This window comes from Mangrovibrevibacter kandeliae (assembly GCF_024519155.1).
GTDB classification, from domain to species: Bacteria; Pseudomonadota; Alphaproteobacteria; order Rhizobiales; family Rhizobiaceae; genus Mangrovibrevibacter; species Mangrovibrevibacter kandeliae.
Genome location: NZ_JANIFJ010000002.1, coordinates 675325 through 691761, shown reverse-complemented (window position 1 = coordinate 691761; position 16437 = coordinate 675325). Strand labels below are relative to the sequence as shown.

Annotated in this window: 19 protein-coding genes and 1 rRNA gene; 10 read left to right on the top strand and 10 right to left on the bottom strand. The window is 69.3% G+C overall.

Annotated elements, in window-relative coordinates:
- Together NPA30_RS09540 and NPA30_RS09535 are read right to left on the bottom strand one after the other, a co-directional pair.
- Window positions 1-123 (bottom strand): 16S ribosomal RNA (locus NPA30_RS09540); the annotation flags it as partial.
- A gap of 722 nt (window positions 124-845) precedes the next feature.
- Window positions 846-1280 carry an OsmC family protein gene (locus NPA30_RS09535; RefSeq protein WP_256802390.1) on the bottom strand — a complete coding sequence of 145 codons (435 nt, stop codon included), beginning with the start codon at window positions 1278-1280 and terminating at the stop codon, window positions 846-848.
- A 156-nt stretch (window positions 1281-1436) separates the two neighbouring features.
- On the opposite strand from NPA30_RS09535, the gene NPA30_RS09530 reads away from it, so the two are divergent.
- Window positions 1437-2390 carry a tyrosine recombinase XerC gene (locus NPA30_RS09530; RefSeq protein ID WP_256802389.1) on the top strand — a complete coding sequence of 318 codons (954 nt, stop codon included), beginning with the start codon at window positions 1437-1439 and terminating at the stop codon, window positions 2388-2390.
- A 25-nt stretch (window positions 2391-2415) separates the two neighbouring features.
- Here NPA30_RS09530 and NPA30_RS09525 read toward each other — a convergent pair whose 3' ends face one another.
- The gene (locus tag NPA30_RS09525; protein WP_256802388.1) at window positions 2416-2910 is read right to left on the bottom strand and encodes a hypothetical protein; all 495 of its coding nucleotides are present in this window, start codon (window positions 2908-2910) and stop codon (window positions 2416-2418) included.
- Window positions 2907-3485 (bottom strand): hypothetical protein, encoded by a 579-nt coding sequence (locus NPA30_RS09520; RefSeq protein ID WP_256802387.1) that lies wholly within the window; start codon window positions 3483-3485, stop codon window positions 2907-2909. The genes NPA30_RS09525 and NPA30_RS09520 overlap by 4 nt, the downstream gene beginning before the upstream one ends.
- Window positions 3486-3610: 125 nt before the next feature.
- Here NPA30_RS09520 and NPA30_RS09515 point away from each other — a divergent pair, with 125 nt between their 5' ends.
- From NPA30_RS09515 to NPA30_RS09505, 3 genes are all read left to right on the top strand, one after another.
- Complete coding sequence (locus NPA30_RS09515; RefSeq protein ID WP_256802386.1) at window positions 3611-4669, top strand: TraB/GumN family protein; 1059 nt, start codon at window positions 3611-3613, stop codon at window positions 4667-4669.
- Window positions 4670-4804: 135 nt separating this feature from the next.
- A complete protein-coding gene (locus NPA30_RS09510) occupies window positions 4805-4954 on the top strand; it encodes a hypothetical protein (RefSeq protein WP_256802385.1) in 150 nt (49 codons plus the stop codon).
- 126 nt (window positions 4955-5080) lie between these two features.
- A complete protein-coding gene (locus NPA30_RS09505) occupies window positions 5081-6097 on the top strand; it encodes a MerR family transcriptional regulator (protein ID WP_256802384.1) in 1017 nt (338 codons plus the stop codon).
- Between the two features lie 36 nt (window positions 6098-6133).
- On the opposite strand, the gene lpdA is transcribed toward NPA30_RS09505, so the two are convergent.
- The 4 genes from lpdA to NPA30_RS19550 form a co-directional block, all read right to left on the bottom strand.
- A complete protein-coding gene (gene lpdA / locus NPA30_RS09500) occupies window positions 6134-7549 on the bottom strand; it encodes a dihydrolipoyl dehydrogenase (protein ID WP_256802383.1) in 1416 nt (471 codons plus the stop codon).
- 504 nt (window positions 7550-8053) lie between these two features.
- Window positions 8054-8593, bottom strand: coding sequence for a hypothetical protein (locus NPA30_RS09495; protein ID WP_256802382.1), 540 nt, complete (start codon window positions 8591-8593; stop codon window positions 8054-8056).
- Window positions 8594-8619: 26 nt separating this feature from the next.
- Window positions 8620-9303, bottom strand: coding sequence for a DUF4241 domain-containing protein (locus tag NPA30_RS09490; protein WP_256802381.1), 684 nt, complete (start codon window positions 9301-9303; stop codon window positions 8620-8622).
- A gap of 69 nt (window positions 9304-9372) precedes the next feature.
- The gene (locus NPA30_RS19550; protein WP_306228847.1) at window positions 9373-10035 is read right to left on the bottom strand and encodes an OmpA family protein; all 663 of its coding nucleotides are present in this window, start codon (window positions 10033-10035) and stop codon (window positions 9373-9375) included.
- A gap of 182 nt (window positions 10036-10217) precedes the next feature.
- Here NPA30_RS19550 and NPA30_RS09475 point away from each other — a divergent pair, with 182 nt between their 5' ends.
- Window positions 10218-11291, top strand: a complete 1074-nt coding sequence (locus tag NPA30_RS09475) for an esterase-like activity of phytase family protein (RefSeq protein WP_256802380.1) — start codon at window positions 10218-10220, stop codon at window positions 11289-11291.
- Window positions 11292-11422: 131 nt separating this feature from the next.
- Here NPA30_RS09475 and NPA30_RS09470 read toward each other — a convergent pair whose 3' ends face one another.
- Window positions 11423-12454: an aspartate-semialdehyde dehydrogenase gene (locus NPA30_RS09470; RefSeq protein WP_256802379.1), complete on the bottom strand. Its 1032-nt coding sequence runs from the start codon at window positions 12452-12454 to the stop codon at window positions 11423-11425.
- Between the two features lie 254 nt (window positions 12455-12708).
- Between NPA30_RS09470 and NPA30_RS09465 the strand changes: the two genes are divergently transcribed.
- A complete protein-coding gene (locus NPA30_RS09465; RefSeq protein ID WP_256802377.1) occupies window positions 12709-13101 on the top strand; it encodes a DUF6152 family protein in 393 nt (130 codons plus the stop codon).
- Window positions 13098-13580: a DUF2214 domain-containing protein gene (locus NPA30_RS09460; protein WP_256802376.1), complete on the top strand. Its 483-nt coding sequence runs from the start codon at window positions 13098-13100 to the stop codon at window positions 13578-13580. Before NPA30_RS09465 ends, NPA30_RS09460 begins: the two co-directional genes overlap by 4 nt.
- Before the next feature lie 27 nt (window positions 13581-13607).
- Here the strand turns inward: NPA30_RS09460 and NPA30_RS09455 are convergent, their stop codons facing one another.
- Window positions 13608-14192, bottom strand: a complete 585-nt coding sequence (locus tag NPA30_RS09455) for an acyloxyacyl hydrolase (RefSeq protein WP_256802375.1) — start codon at window positions 14190-14192, stop codon at window positions 13608-13610.
- 298 nt (window positions 14193-14490) lie between these two features.
- On the opposite strand from NPA30_RS09455, the gene rbfA reads away from it, so the two are divergent.
- The 3 genes from rbfA to rpsO all read left to right on the top strand — a co-directional run bounded on the left by rbfA (window position 14491) and on the right by rpsO (window position 16341).
- Complete coding sequence (gene rbfA, locus NPA30_RS09450; protein WP_256802374.1) at window positions 14491-14919, top strand: 30S ribosome-binding factor RbfA; 429 nt, start codon at window positions 14491-14493, stop codon at window positions 14917-14919.
- The gene (gene truB / locus NPA30_RS09445) at window positions 14919-15902 is read left to right on the top strand and encodes a tRNA pseudouridine(55) synthase TruB (RefSeq protein WP_256802373.1); all 984 of its coding nucleotides are present in this window, start codon (window positions 14919-14921) and stop codon (window positions 15900-15902) included. The genes rbfA and truB overlap by 1 nt, the downstream gene beginning before the upstream one ends.
- A 169-nt stretch (window positions 15903-16071) precedes the next feature.
- Window positions 16072-16341: a 30S ribosomal protein S15 gene (rpsO, locus tag NPA30_RS09440; RefSeq protein ID WP_256802372.1), complete on the top strand. Its 270-nt coding sequence runs from the start codon at window positions 16072-16074 to the stop codon at window positions 16339-16341.
- Window positions 16342-16437: the final 96 nt, after the last annotated feature.

Here is a 16437-nt window from a genome sequence, read left to right as displayed (position 1 = left end):
AGAATAGGGTAGATTCCCACGCGTTACTCACCCGTCTGCCGCTCCCCTTGCGGGGCGCTCGACTTGCATGTGTTAAGCCTGCCGCCAGCGTTCGTTCTGAGCCAGGATCAAACTCTCAGGTTTGAAAAGAGTTGAACCCCAGCCGTCACACTGTCTCAAAGCAATAGACGAGAACTTGCCGATCCGACCTCACAGCCGAAACGACCAGACCGCCACCAGCCATCCCCCATCGCCCCAAAGGACAACGGACAACACCGGCAGCGGCATTCTCATGCCGAAACGTGTCACGACAAGGATCGTGCCTCTCATGTCTCCCGCGTCCCCTCCAGACCCCCAGCCGCGCCGCCGTCTCCGACACCGCAAACCAGAGCCCGAAAGGCCCGCAGAAGGAGGCCAATCCGCCGCCCACGCTTCTCTTTCTTCTCTCATAACCAACTTGTCAAAAAACCCGAGAACCAGTCAAAACCGTCCTCGTCAGGCAAACCCGGCTCGCGCCGAACCCGCCCGTCGCATCAACGCCGCCGGCAGAACCGGCCACTCACAGATGCCTCGACCGCCACCCGCCGGCGCATCCGCACCGGCTCCAGTAACCCCCGCAGGCAACTCCAGAACGAGCTGATCAGCTCGCCGGCGACGCCTGCGCCGTCGATGGGCGGCTTATAGGGCCACCGCCGAAGCCCTGTCAACGCGGTTTTTCGAGCCGCGAGAAAAAACTTCGACGCCGCCCCGCCCCAGACCCCGCAGGCTGCCGCCCCGTCATCCCACCGTCATGTAAGGGCCGGAGGGCTTGGGTGACGGGCCTGGCGCGCCCCTCGGCGCGCCGCCTCCCAGACCGCTGTCGACCGTCAGAGCAGCCGCGCGTCGAGGCTGACCTCGATCGCGCCGAGCGCGCGCGAGACGGGACAGCCCGCCTTCGCCTTCTCCGCCAGCCCGGCGAAGGTGCCGGCGTCGACGCCCGGCACCTTGGCCTCCAGCGTGATGGCGCTGCCGGTGATGGTGAAGCCCTGGTCGGACGGATCGACCGTGACGACGGCGCGCGCCTTCAGCTCCTCGGCGGGCGTGCCGTTCTCGGCCAGGAAGTGCGACAGCTGCATAGCGAAGCAGCCGGCATGGGCGGCGGCAAGCAGCTCCTCCGGATTGGTGCCGGACTTGCCGCTCTCGTCCTCGAACCGGGCCTTGAAGGAATAGCCGTGATCCTGCAGGGCACCGGACTGAGTGGTGAGCGAGCCCTGGCCGTCGGACAGGGCACCGCACCAGATGGCGGTCGCATGACGCTTCATCGTAATGTCTCCTCGTTCTCGCTGCGCCGACTGCGGGCAAGGCGACGCAAGACTGCGTTCATCCCTTGCCGGCATCCTCGCCGGCATGGCGGCATCCGGCGCGTTATAGGGCGCGCCGGCGCCACGTCACCGCCGCGCTTCCAGGAGATCCGATCGATGCCCGATGCCCTCCTCGTCATCGCCACGCCGCGACTCCTCACCGAGACGACCGCCTGGCTGCGCGGACTTGCCGACGAGCGCCGGGCGAGCCCCCAGACGGTGGAGGCCTATGAACGCGACCTGCGCCAGTTCCTCGCCTTCCTGACCGGTCACCAGGCCCGCCCTGCTGATCTGCCGGACCTCGCCGATCTCAGGCCGCAGGAGCTGCGCGCCTTCCTCGCCGCCCGTCGGCGCGACGGGGCGGGCGCGCGCACGCTCGGTCGCGGGCTGGCAGGCCTGCGCTCCTTCCTGCGCCATCTGGAGCGCAAGGGCCTCGCCAATGCAGCGGGCGCCAAGGCGGTGCGGGCGCCCAAGCAGGGCAAGTCCCTGCCCCGGCCGCTGGCCGCCGCCGACGCGCTTTCGCTGAGCGAGGAGGCCGGCGCGCTGGCGAGCGAACCCTGGATCGCGGCCCGCAACATCGCCGTGGTGACGCTGCTCTACGGCTGCGGGCTGCGCATTTCGGAGGCCCTCGGCCTGCCCGGCGACGCGCTCGCCGATCCCGCCGCCCGCTCGATGCGGGTCACCGGCAAAGGCGGCAAGACGCGGCTGGTGCCGCTGCTGCCGGCGGTGACCGCCGCCGTCGCCGACTATCGCCGGCTCTGCCCCTTCGCGCTCGATGCCGATCTGCCGCTGTTCCGCGGCGCCCGCGGCGGCCCGTTGCGTGCGCAGATCATCCAGCGCGAGGTCGCCAAGCTGCGCGGCGCGCTCGGCCTGCCGGAGTCGGCGACGCCCCACGCGCTGCGGCACTCGTTCGCCACGCACCTCCTGGCCGCCGGCGGCGATCTGCGCACCATCCAGGACCTCCTTGGCCACGCCAGCCTCTCGACCACCCAGACCTACACCGCGGTCGACGGCGCCCGGCTCCTCTCGGTCTACGAGAGCGCCCATCCGCGCGCCCGGCGCGCCGGCTGACGCCGCAAGCGGCTTCGGAGGGCTCTCAGCCCGCGCGCCGGCGGCCGAAGCGCCCCGGCATCCGCGCCAGGCGCGCGAACAGGCCGTATGGCAGGGCGACGACAACCGCGAGCATCTCCGCGAGGTTGAGAAGCGCGAACCCCGACCACCCGAAGCGCTCGCCATGGACGAGCAGCCAGCCCGACAGGACAAGAGCCGCGAGAACGCCCGCCGCCAGGGGAGCGGCCCGGCGCAGGATCGGCAACCGGGGCGGGGCCGCCGGGCGCGACCATCGCAGGATCCCGTAGATGACGGTGGTGAGCACGACGATGCAGAGCGTTGCTGAGGCCTGCGCGTCGACGAAGAACAGGGCGTAGAGCAACACCGTGGCGAGGGCGTCCGACTGCAGGATCGGCCCGCAAGAGGCCCGGAGGGGACGGGACGGGTTGCAGTTGAACCCGACCACGAGTTTCGCGCCCCAGTGAAGGGCCGCCAGGAGCGCGTAGGCGACGAAGGGCTGGCGCAGCAGGAGGGCCGTCACGGGTCGGACCAGTTCGAGTGATCGTGGTCGCCGCCCCAGGAGAAGGCGGACGGCGCCCGGCCGTCGTCGGATGGATCGGACGCATGGTCGTTCGAGCGATGATCATCGTCGCCGGCCGGGGGCGTGTGGTCCTGCGGGGGCGGCGTTGGGGTGTCCTGCGGCGAGGCGTCGTTCGTCGGCGTCGGCGACGCGAGCGACTGATCGGATGCGTCCTGTGCCGCCTGCGGGGCCGGGTCGGCCGCGTCGCCGGCCGCAGGCGCCGCGTCCTGCGCAGGCGCAGGCGCGTCGAGCGACGCCTGCTGCCCATCCCCGGCATCGGGCGCGGCGGCACCGGGCTCGGCGCCGGTTCCCGCGCCGTCGTCGATCCCGCCGTTGATCTCGTGCAGCACCGCGGTGGCGATGGCGCCGGCGGCCGCGCCGACGCCGGCGCTCGCGACGAGAACCGCACCGGCCAGCACGAGGCTGCCGCCGCCGGTCATGGCGGCGGTGACGCCGCCGACGACGGCGGTCGACACGGCGCCGAGGACGACGTTGTTGACGTAGTCGGTCGCGGCCTGGTCCGGGCTGACGGGCATCGGCTCCTCCTCTGGATGACGCAGCGTAACGCCGGGATCCTCCATAGCCAACCACGGATTTCGTTTTTCGCTTCTGCGCCGCCGACGTTCAGGATCCGGTCGTAAAGCACCGCTAGGGTGCCCGCATGACGATGCTCCCTGCCCTCCTTTCGAAGGCCGCGGCGACCGCCACCGCCGTGCTCGTGTCGCTGCCGCTGCTCCTCACGCCAGCGCTGGCGGCGCCTCCGGCGCCCCTGGCGCCCGCCGCCGGTTGTGCCGCGGAGGGCCTGCCGCCGGAGCTGACCGATCCGGCGCGGCGTGCGGCGCTGGAGGCCGAAGCCGCGGGCGTCCCCAACGGGGACGGCCGCTTCTGGCGGATCGAACGGCCGGGCGTGCCGGCCTCCTTCCTGTTCGGCACCATGCATCTCGCCGATCCAAGGGTCCTGAAGCTGCCGCCCGCCGTCGAGGCGGCCTTCGAGGCCGCGGGCACGGTGGTCATCGAGACCACCGACCTCCTCGACCAGGCGGCATCGACCGCGACGCTGCTGACGCGCCCGGACCTCCTCAACCTTCCGGCCGGCAAGCGGCTCGGCGACTACATGACCCCGTCGCAGAAGGACGACGTCGAGGCCTATCTCGACGCGCACGGCATCCCCTTCGGCTCGATCGAGACGCTGCAGCCCTGGCTGACCTCGACGAGCCTGATGCTGCCGGCCTGCGCCGTCGCGGCCGCCGGCGCGGACGGGACCGACGTCCTCGATCTCTCGCTCGCCAAGGCGGCGAAGGCCGCCGGCAAGCCGGTGGAGGGGCTCGAGACGGCGGCCGAGCAACTGGAAGCGCTCGCCTCGCTGCCGATCGAGGCGCAGGTGGAGACGCTGGTCGGCCTCGCAACGGGCGACGCCGCGCTCGGCCCGCTCTTCGAGGCGACGATCGAACTCTATCTCACCGGGCACATCGCGATGATCACCCCGCTCAGCGAGGCGGCGATGCCGACGCAGGGCGCCGACGGCGAGGCGGGCGCGGCCTATGCCGAGTTCGACGAGCGCATCGTCACCCGCCGCAACCACGTCATGGCCGAGCGGCTGCGCCCGATCCTCGCCGAGGGCGGCATCTTCGTCGCCGTCGGCGCGCTGCACCTGCCGGGCGAGGAGGGGCTCGTCGAGAGCCTGCGGCGCGACGGCTGGACGGTGACGCGGGCGGATTGACGGCGTGGCGGAGGCCGGTACCCATGTTCAATGCGCGTGCCGTCGCTGCACCGAAAGGTGATGATCGACCGCTTGCCGCAACCGCAGGAGGGCGTAGGCTGCTGCCGTCGCACCGCGGAAGAGGAGACGTTCGACATGAAGGGATTGATCGCAGCCCTCGGCCTTTTGGCCGCCACCGCCGCGCCCGCTCTCGCCTGTCCGGGCATGACCACCGCGAGCACGACACAGACGCAGACCGCGAGCGGCGGGACGCAGGTGCCGCCGACCGACCAGCAGAAGGGCTGACCTCGCTCAGGCGAGGGCCGGGCGCGCCCGTGCTCCGTGATCGCGGGGCGGGATGCCGCCGATGCGCTTGACCCGTCCCCGGGGGCCGCTTGCATCATGGCAGCGGTCCTTTGGGGGAGGTGATTCGTGAGCGGTTCTCTGACGGCATCCAGGGCGGCACGCCGGCTCGGCGTCTCGATCAAGGCGCTGCGGCTGTACGAGCGGCACGGCTTGCTCGCGCCGTCCCGAACGGCGTCCGGCTGGCGGGCCTACGGACCGCGGGACATGCGCCGCGCCGCCGACGTGCTGCGCCTGCGCCGGTTGGGCTTCGGGCTCGCCGAGATCGCGCACGTGCTGGACGGCGGGGCGGAGCTCGACGCGATGCTTGCGGCGCATCAGACGCGTCTCGAAAAGCGTCTCGGCCAGCTTGGCGACGGGCTGTCCGAGATCATCGCCGCGCGGCGCAATCTCGCTGCCTGCCAGGCGGCGACCGCTGCGCCCTCGTCCCGGCCGTCCGGCACGGCCGACGGCGTTAAATTCGCCTTGCCGTGGCCTTGGGACGGGGAGAGCTTCGAGCTGCCGGCGATCGGCCCGATCACCTACATCACCGGCCCGCTCGGCAGCGGCAAGACGCGTCTGGCGAAGCGGATCGCGGAGTGCCTGCCGGGCGCTCGCTGGATCGGTCTCGACCGCGGGTCGACGAACGGCGGACGCGAGCGGGAGCCGCGCTCCGAGGACACGTCGCTGGCAAAGCGGCTCGATCGGGCGCTGGGGTCAATCCGCACAGCCGGCGGGACGGTTTCGTCCGACCTGGAGACGCTGATTTGCCTCATGGACGCCGACGATCCGTCAGCGCTGGTCGTCGATATGGTCGAGCAGGGGCTTGATCGGGCGACGCAGGAGGCCCTGATGGGCCATCTGCGCGCACGCGGCACCAGCGCCCGGCCGCTGATCCTGCTGACGCGCTCCTCGTCCATCCTCGACATCGCTGCGCTGGGGCCGGCAGACCGGATCCTGTTCTGCCCAGCCAACCACAGCCCGCCGCTGCGCGTGCTGCCCCACGCCGGCAGTCACGGCTACGACTCGCTCGTCAGCTGCCTCGCCGCGCCCGAGGTGCGCGCCCGCACCTCAAGCGTCGTCGCCAGGCGGGTCGAGGCAGCCTGACCCCACCTGCTCCGCGTCGTCGCCTGGCTGCGGTGCTCAGCTGTGGATCGGCTTGGCGAAGGTGGCGAGTGCCGCCTCGCGGACCGCCTCCGACATCGTCGGATGGGCGTGGCAGGTGCGGCCGAGATCCTCCGACGAGCCGCCGAACTCCATCAGGACGGCCGCCTCGTGGATCATCTCGCCGGCGCCGAAGCCGACGATGTGGCAGCCGAGCACCCGGTCGGTCGCCTTGTCGGCAAGAAACTTCACGAAGCCGTCGGTGTGCAGCATCGCCCGCGCCCGGCCATTGGCCGAGAAGGGGAACTTGCCGACGGTGTATTCGACGCCCGCCGCCTTCAGCTCCTCCTCGGTCCGCCCGACCGAGGCGACCTCGGGCGCGGTGTAGACGACCGAGGGGATCACCTCGTAGTTGACGTGGCCCGCCTGGCCTGCCAGCTGCTCGGCGAGCGCGATGCCCTCGTCCTCGGCCTTGTGGGCGAGCATCGGGCCCTTCACGACGTCGCCGATGGCGTAGATGCCGGGAACGTTGGTGGCGAAGTGGGTGTCGATCTCGACCCGGCCCCGCTCGTCCGTCTTCACGCCCACCGACTCGAGCCCGAGCCCGTCGGTAAAGGCGCGCCGGCCGGTCGCCACGAGCACCACGTCCGCCTCGAGGGTCTGCGCCTCGCCGCCCTGGACCGGCTCATAGGTGACCCTGGCGCCGGATCCGCTGGTCGCGACGCCGGTGACCTTGGCGCCGAGCTTGAACTCCATGCCCTGCCTGGCCAGCATCTTCTGGAACTGGGTCGAGACGTCGGCGTCCATCGGCCCGAGGATCTTGTCGAGGAACTCGACCACCGTGACCTTGGCGCCGAGCCGGCCCCAGACCGAGCCGAGCTCCAGCCCGATGACGCCGCCGCCGACGACGACCATCGTCTGCGGCACCTTCTCCAGCGCGATCGCATGGTCGGAGGACACGATGGTCTTGCCGTCGAACTCGAGGGGGACGCCTGGGATGCCGGCGACTTCGGAGCCGGTGGCGATGCAGATCGACCTGGCCTGCAGCGTCTGTGTCGCGCCCTCGGCGGTCGTCACCTCGACGCTGCCGGGCGCGGTGATCTTGCCGGTGCCGGTGATGCCGGTGATCTTGTTCTTCTTGAACAGGAAGGCGACGCCGTCGACGTTCGCCTTCACCGTCTTGTCCTTGTGGGCGAGCATCGCCGGCAGGTCGAGGGTCGGCTCGGCCTTGATGCCGAGCGCCGGAAAGGCGTGGTGGGCCTCGTCGAACATCTCGGAGGCGTGCAGCAGCGCCTTGGAGGGAATGCAGCCGACATTGAGGCAGGTGCCGCCATACGTCGCCCGCTTCTCCACGACCGCCACCGAGAGGCCGAGCTGCGCCGCCTTGATGGCGCAGACATAGCCGCCCGGGCCCGAGCCGATGATGACGAGGTCGAAGCTTTGCGTGTCGGCCATGGAGAGGGGACTTTCTGGACAGTCGAAGCGGAGGGCGGATGACGCGGGAACTGGTGCCTATGTCTATCGGATGCGTCGGCCTTGCAAGGCCGAAAGGCCGGCGCGCCTGCCCGATCGTCGTGTCCCGTCGGGCCGATGCGGCCGCGGCAACCCTGCGGCAGGCCTGTCGTGCCCGCCGCGCCGCCTTGCACCGCACGTGTGGTGCCCGCGGTCGATCGTCCCCTCAGCTCCTTCCCCGCCGTTCCTGCGACGGGGCGAAAGCCGAGGTCTCGCCCTCGGAGCCGGCCGGACGTGCGGCTAAAGGCCGAGCTTCAGCGCCGATCTCGTGGCTCGTGCGCCCGAGCTCCGTCACCCCGCCGAAGCGGGTGCCTTCTCGTTCCGCCTTGAAGACGCGTGCGGGCGCACGACGGACAGCGGCCGCGTGCGGGCGAGGATCATAGATTAAGGACGCCGGCCGTCGGCCTGCCGCGCATCGGATTGCTGATCGATCGGAGTCCCCGATCCTTACGGAAAGACTCCGGCGCAGCTTGGATCGGCATCCGCGAACGCCTGCTGGCTTCGCGCGAGCTTGGCCTTTTCGATCTGCAGGGGCCGGAACGGCGGCGTTGCCTGGTCCGCGGGCTGTACCAGCCGGGTCAGGTAGCAGCCCGTGAAGACCGCGACGCTGCCGTCGTCCGCCGTCGCCTCGATCGCCACCGGGACCTGTGTGTAGATCGATCCCGCCGCCCCCTCCGAGTCGGTTTCGCCGAGCAGCAGCCGGACCGAAGCGGTCGTCTCGTAGCCCTTGGCAAAATTCTCGAAGGCCGGCCGGTCGTCCGTGTCCGAGAAGTAGCTCCAGGCCCGTAGATACTCCTTGCGGTTCACCGCGTTGTAGAGCGAGGTGATCAGCGCCTCGGGCGTCGAGCGGTCGTCGCGATATGCCTTGCCCTCGCTCGCCGCCGCCTGGCTCGGCGACATGGCGACGCCGTCATCGGCACGGGCCACGGACATCGGCAGCAGAAGGACGGCAGCGGCGACCGCCGCGCGGACCCGTTCGTCGAGCATGATCGGTCTCCCATGCGGCCAAGCTCTCAGGCTTCAGCCGGAACCTGCGACGGGGAGGCCTTCGCCCAGGCCGCTTCGAACAGCCTGAAGCTCGTCACCAGCCGCGCCACCCGCCCCGCATCGTCGTGACCGACATAGGTTCGGTAGGAGCCGTCGCCAGCGCCGGAGTCGAAAACCGCGACGTTCAGTCCGGTGGCCGGATCGAGCAGCTGGTCGCCATGCGGGATCGACCACATCAGATCCTCGTGCAGCGCCTCTTTCGCCTCGGTGTCGAGGCCCGAGAGATCGAGATGGGGCAGCGCCGCCGCGTCGCAGAAGCAGCCCTTGGCCGAGTCGACGTCATAGTCGTTACGCTGATAGGCATGCGGTGTGTCGCGGCGGGCGAGTGACCATCGCACCACCCGGCGCGGCGAGATCCGCAGCTCGGCGAGGGCGACCCGCGTCTCGATGGTTGGCTCGGGCTCGTCGAAATAGGCGAAGGCCGGATACCGTCCGGGCGGCACGGTGACCTCGAACGCCGGCGCCGACTGTGCCCCCACCGCCGGGTCGCAGCCGATGATCCGGCCGGTCGGGCAGACGAGGTCGCACACCTCCTCCCGCCCAAAGCCGCGACGGGCAAGGGCGCTCGGATAAAGGGCCGTCAGCTGCAGGGCGCGGAGCGTCAGCGTATCAGGCTCGAGATCTTCGGCAACGGGATCGGGACCAGCCACGGCAGAACTCTCCGCCTCGCAACGTCCCGATCATCAGCTGCACTTAACGTTGCGTCAAGGCCGGCGTCGTCATCCCGCGGCGCGCGGCGCGATCCGGACCTCGACGCGGCGGTTCTGCGCGCGGCCGGCCTCGGTGTCGTTCGAGGCGATCGGCTGGCGCTCGCCGAAGCCCTGGACGTCGAGCCGGCGTCCGTCGACCCGCTGCGCCTCCAGATACTGCGCGACGCTTTCGGCGCGGCGCTGCGACAGCGCGAGGTTGTAGCCGTCGGAGCCCTGGCTGTCGGTGTGGCCGTCGACCTGGACGATCGACTGGTCGAACTTGTTCAGCACCAGCGCGACCGAGTTCAGCACCGGGTAGAAGTCGGCGCGGATCTGGTCGCCATCGGTCGGGAAGGTGATGTTGGACGGCATGTTGAGCACGATCTGGTCGCCGACGCGGGTGACCGAGACGCCGGTGCCCTGCAGCTGCGCGCGCAGCTCGGCTTCCTGGTTGTCCATGTAGGCGCCGACGCCAGCGCCGCCGATGGCGCCGATGCCGGCACCGACCAGTGCCGCGCGCCCGGCATCCATACCCGTTGCCCGGCCGACCACGTAGCCGCCGAGCGCGCCGACGCCCGCACCGATCCCGGCACCACCGACGGTGTTGGAGAGCTGCGACTCGCCGGTGTACGGATTGGTGGTGCAGCCGGCCAGGAGGGTTGCGATCGCCGCGGCCGCCATCGTCTTCTTCATCGTCGTCAGGTCCCCGAGGCCGCCGGTGTGGCGGCTGAACATTCATCCCCGCCGCAGCTTAGAGCGGCAAACTTGGGCGAGGCTGGGGCGGCCTGCTGCGGCTTCGGTCGCCGAGCCTGTCATCGCAATGTCGCCTCCTTTCACGATGAAGGGAGGTCAGCAGACGAGGTGTGGTGATGCTTATGGTTCGTCTTCCGCTTCCGCTTCTCCTTCTCGCATCCCTGGTCGCCGGCCCCGCCCTTGCGAGCGACCTGCCGGCCCCGACCTATCGCGGCGAGATCGTGCTGCCGACGGGCCTGTCGATCGCCGGCATCGAGTTCGGCGGCATCTCCGGCCTCGACTACGATGCAGCGTCCGGCCATTTCTTCGCCATCTCCGACGACCGGTCCGAAAAGGCGCCGGCCCGCGTCTACGAGCTTGCGATGACCCTGTCGCAGACGGGCATCACCGGTCTCGACATCACCGCGACCCACACCCTCACCGGTCTTGACGGCAAGCCGTTCGCGCCGAAGAGCATCGACCCCGAGGCGGTGCGCGTCGACGCCGCACACGGGCACATCTTCTGGTCGAGCGAGGGAGATGCCGACGGCAAGCCGGCGATCTACATCGCCGACAGCTCCGAAAAGGCCGTCGCCCTGTTCGAGCTGCCGCGGGCCTACATGCCCAACAAGGAGGGCACCCGCGGCATCCAGCCGAAACTCGCCTTCGAGGGGCTGGCGATCTCGCCCGACGGCAAGTTCCTCTACGCCTCGACCGAGAACGCGCTGATCCAGGACGGGCCGAAGGCCGATTTTGACCACGGCAGCCGCTCGCGCATCCTCAAGCTCGACATCGGCACCGGCAAGCCGGTCGGCGAGTATCTCTACACCACCGAGCCGATCCCGCAGCGGCCCGCCTCGGGCAGCGCCGACAACGGCATTTCGGAGATCCTGCCGCTCGACGAGAACCGGCTTCTGGTGGTCGAGCGCTCCTACATGGCGGGCATCGGCAACCACATCGCGATCTTCGTCGCCGACCTCGCCGGCGCCACCGACTTCAACGGCGCCGAAACCATTCCGCAGGACGCTCAGCCGGTGAAGAAGAGACTGTGGTTCAAGCTCGACGAGGGCGACGACGGGCTCGACGTCGACAACATCGAGGCGATGAGCTGGGGCCCGGACATCGACGGCGAGCGCTCGCTGGTGATGGGCTCGGACAACAACTTCTCGACCCACCAGTTCACGCAGTTCGTGCTGTTCACCGTGCCGAAGGGGTGAGGGGCCAGGCGGGGCGGTGCAACCGATCCGCCGCGGGGCGTGCCTGGTCGGTCGCCAGATACAAAAGCGCCCGTCCTGTTTCGCTGAGAGAGGACGGGCGCTTTGCGTGGCGCTGCAGGAAAAAGAAGCGGCTAGGCCGCCTGCTTCTGCTTCAGGAGCCCGCGGTTGACGAGGAGCTCGGCGATCTGCACGGCGTTGAGTGCCGCGCCCTTGCGCAGGTTGTCGGCGACGACCCAGAGGTTCAGGCCGTTCTCGACCGTGATGTCCTCGCGGATGCGGGAGATGTAGGTCGCGTCCTCGCCGGCGGACTCGATCGGGGTGATGTAGCCGCCGTCCTCCGGCTTGTCGACGACGAGGCAGCCCGGCGCCTCGCGCAGGATGGCGCGGGCTTCGTCGGCGCTGATCGGGTTCTCGAACTCGAGGTTCACCGCCTCGGAATGGCCGATGAAGACCGGCACGCGCACCGCCGTACAAGTCACCTTGATCTTCGGGTCGAGGATCTTCTTGGTCTCGGCCATCACCTTCCATTCCTCCTTGGTCGAGCCGTCTTCCATGAAGACGTCGATGTGGGGGATGACGTTGAAGGCGATGCGCTTGGTGAACTTCTTCCGCTCGACCGGATCGGCGACGAAGACGGCGCGCGACTGGGTGAAGAGCTCGTCCATGCCGTCCTTGCCGGCGCCGGAGACGGACTGGTAGGTCGCGACCACCGCCCGCTTGATGGTGGCGTGCTCGTGCAGCGGCTTCAGCGCGACGACGAGCTGCGCGGTCGAGCAGTTCGGGTTGGCGATGATGTTCTTGCGGGAGAAACCGGAGACGGCGTCGGCGTTCACCTCCGGCACGATCAGCGGCACGTCCTGGTCGTAGCGCCAGGCCGAGGAGTTGTCGATCACGACGCAGCCCTGCGCGCCGATCTTCGGCGACCACTCCTTCGAGACGCTGCCGCCGGCCGACATCAGGCAGATGTCGACGTCGGAGAAGTCGAAGCCCTCGAGCGCCTTCACCTTGAGCGTCTTGTCGCCGAAGGACACCTCGGTGCCCTGGCTGCGGCGGGAGGCGAGCGCCACCACCTCATCGGCCGAGAAGCCGCGCTCGTCGAGAATGGCGAGCATCTCGCGCCCGACATTGCCCGTCGCACCGACGACAGCGATCTTGTATCCCATCGGAAGGTCCTCGCTCTCCCCGCTGGACCGGACGCGCGCTCAAGCCCCCACCCCGGGGGAGAGCGGGGCAGGCAGCGTCAGATGATCGTCGTTTTGATCGGGGAGCGCGTCGACATGGTCGTGCTATGCTGGAGCCTCAAGCAAAAGTCAATCGAAGGACGTCCGCGGCCTCTTGCGCAGCGAAGTCTTCGAACCAGTTGCGGTTGTGGCCGCGGACCGTCGTCGCCGGGGCGCATCCTGACCGGAGAACCGCCATGCCGTCAAAACGTCGAAGCTTCACAGCGGCCTTTGTGTTCGCGGCTTTGGCCCTGCCAGGTCTCGCCCTCGCCCATCACGGCTGGGCCTGGACGGAGGACCAAGAGAGCCGGCTTGCCGGCACCATCGAGGCGATCAGCTTCGCCAACCCGCACGGCCATATCCAGCTGCGCAACACCGCCGGCCTATGGGAGGTGGACCTCGCGCCGCCTTATGCCAACAGCCGCGCCGGCTTTGTCGAAGGCGCCGCGGCGCCCGGCGACGAGGCCCGTCTCACCGGCCATCGCTCCCGCGACCCCTCGGAGTTGCGCTTCAAGGCCGAGACGATCACAGTGCGTGGCAAGACCTACGATGTCTACCCGAATCGCGAAAAGAGCCTCGGTCCGGCGTGATCGAGAGCCTGCTCGATACGCTCGCCGCCTCGCCGGTGGCGGCGGCGCTGAAGGCCTCACAGCTGGCCTATCCGATCGTCAACGCGGTGCACATCCTGGGGCTCGCGACGCTGTTCGGCTCGATCCTGGCGCTCGACGTCGTGTTGATCGCCCGGCCGGCCGGTATCGACGGTTCCGGCCTCGCCCGCCTGCTGCCGCGGGTCGCAACGTGCGGCCTTGCGACCGCCGTCTTGAGCGGCCTCGCGCTGTTCTCGGTGCAGCCGCACGATTACGCTGGCAATCCCGCCTTCCGGCTGAAGCTCGTGCTGGTCGGGCTGGGCATCCTCCACGCCGCTCTTGCCCGCCGCACGGCAGGTTGGCAGAGGCTGGTGCGGGCGGATGCCGACAGGCCGGAGCCGCGCCTTCGCGTCACCGGCGCCGTCTCGCTCGCGATCTGGACGGCAGCGGTAGTCGCTGGTCGCTTCATCGCCTTCGTCTGAACGCTCCCGTGGGTCCGGCAGCGGCCCTCAGAACCGGTAGCCGAAGCGCAAGCCCGCCGACTCCTGACCGGCATTGTGGTCGCAGGTGTTGGCGTTGGAGAAGTGGTCGGCATAGAGCTGGCCGGTAAAGTTCCGAGTGAAGTCGTAGCCGACGCCGATCCCGAGATGGAACAGGACGTTGCAGCCGAGCGCCTTGTAGTCCTTCGGATCGTCGAGATTCTTGGCGGTGTTGATCGAGCCGCCGAGGCTGTTCGACAGGTAGATCCGGTCGGTGAAGTAGGTTTCCCAGTTCAGACCGGCATAGAAGAAGTGGATCGGGTGATCGGCGATGCCGGCGTCGAAGCCGATATAGGGGCGCGGCGAGCCGATCGCGTAGAGAAAATCGGGCGAGGGGAACACCAGCTCGCCGTTGATCGTCGCACCATCGGTCTCGTGGGTCGAGAAGAAGCCGGTGTCGTAGGCGGCGATGCCCATCCGGATTTCCCAGAAGTCGGCGTTCTTGCCGATCTCGCCGAAGTTGCCGATCAGATGGCGCTCCTGCGCCGTCGCCGTGCCCGCCAGTGCGGTCGTCGCCAGGGCCAGAAGAAGGGCCGCGCGCAGCGTTTTGAACATCGTCGATGCCTCGGAATCACAGTCGTCGCCGGGTGCGACCGGGCTCATGAAGCATGGAGCGTGCATTGCGCACAATCGCTCCGTAGACGTTTTGGTCACGACTATGGCAGATCGGCGACGCTTTCGGGGCAGCCCGCTTCGGGATGGCCGGCGACTTGCGCAGGAATTTCGCGGCGCGCCTGTCGCCATCCGTCCGTCGATCTGCTATGGGCGCGCCTTCTTCAAAGCCAGACTCTACAATCGCGACGAGACGCGGCGACCCGCTGCCGGCTTTCGCGCAACCGAATGAAAGTCCGACGTGGCGAAACACGCAAGCAAGGGACCCTCGCAGCGACAGCTCTCCGTGGGCGAGACGGTGCGGCATGCGCTGACGCAGGTGCTGCAGCGCGGGGAGATCCGCGATCCGCTGCTGGAGACCGCGGTGGTCTCGGTGACAGAGGTGCGGATGACCCCCGACCTGAAGCTCGGCACCGCCTATGTCTCGGTGCTGGGCCAGGAGGAGGTCGAGCCCTTCGTCGAGGCGCTCAACCGCAACGCCCGCTTCATCCGCGGGCGGCTCGGACCGGCGCTGAAGCAGATGAAGTACATGCCGGAGGTGCGCTTCCGGCCCGACACTTCCTTCGACAATTATGCCCGCATCGACGCACTGCTGCGCTCGCCGGAGGTCGCCCGCGATCTCGAAGGCGGGACGGGCGACGGGTCTGCCGAAGGCGAGGAGACGAACTGATGGCGCGGCGCGGCAAGAAGCCCAAGGGCCGGCCTGTCTCCGGCTGGGTGATCCTCGACAAGCCGAAGGGCCTCGGCTCGACCGACGCCGTGTCGAAGCTGAAATGGCTGTTCTTCGCGCAGAAGGCCGGCCATGCCGGCACGCTGGACCCGCTCGCGTCCGGCATGCTGCCGATCGCGCTCGGCGACGCGACGAAGACGGTGCCCTTCGTCATGGACGGGCGCAAGGTATACCGCTTCACCGTGCGCTGGGGCGTGGAGACCACGACCGACGACACCGAGGGCCCGGCGGTCCACACCAGCGACCGGCGCCCCACCCGCGAGGACATCCTCGACCGTCTCGACGACTACCGCGGCGAGATCAGCCAGGTGCCGCCGACCTTCTCGGCCATCAAGATCGACGGCGAGCGCGCCTATGACCTCGCGCGCGAGGGCGAGGCGATCGAGATGGTGGCGCGGACCGTCAGCATCCACCGCCTCGACCTCGTCGAGACGCCGGACGAGGCGAGCGCCGTGTTCGAGGCCGAATGCGGCAAGGGCACCTATGTGCGCTCGATCGCTCGCGACCTCGGCCGCGATCTCGGCTGCTACGGTCACGTCACCGATCTTCGTCGCCTGACCGTCGGCTGCTTCGACGAGAGCGACATGGTGACCCTCGCCGAGCTGGAGGCCGTCGCCGACGACGGGCGGGAGGTGCTCGACGAGGCGGCGCTGGCCGAGGGGCTGAAGCCGCGGGTCGTCGAGTTCGCCGGTCTCGACGCCTGTCTCCTCGACACCGAGGCGGCGCTCGGCAACCTCTACGAGGTGATGCTGAACGACGAGCAGGCCGGCCGCGTGCTGTCCGGCAACCCGGTGCTGCTGCGCGGCCGAGACGCGCCGGCCTTCTGCGAGGAGGCCTATGCGGTCGGCCTCGGCCGGCTGATCGCGCTCGGCGCGATCGAGGAAGGCGCGTTCAAGCCGAAGCGGGTGTTCAGCCGCGGTTGACGCTGCGACGCCCGCCGATCAGACGCTCTGGTCATCGCGCGGTTTTTGGAATATATGCCGCGCAACGTCGGCCGGCCGTGGTGCCTGCCGGCGTTCAACGGCCCCGGCTGGACGACATCCCGGCTCTGGGGCGGCCCGACCCTCACATGACAACAGAAAGGGAATCCCGATGTCGATCACGCCTGAGCGCAAGGCCGAGCTCATGAAGGAATACGCGACCAAGGAAGGCGACACCGGTTCGCCTGAAGTGCAGGTCGCCATCCTGTCGGAGCGCATCTCGAACCTGACCGAGCACTTCAAGTCGCACAAGAAGGACAACCACTCGCGCCGTGGCCTTCTGAAGCTCGTGTCGCAGCGCCGCCGCCTGCTCGATTACCTCAAGGGCAAGGAAGAGGCGCGCTACCAGGCTCTCATCGGCCGGCTCGAGCTGCGCCGCTAAGCAAGATTTCGGTCGGCGGCGTCCTCGCGATCCGCCGGCCGTCTCCGGGACGTGCGCGCTGATGCGCCGTTCCCTTCGACGCCGGCATGGTGCCGG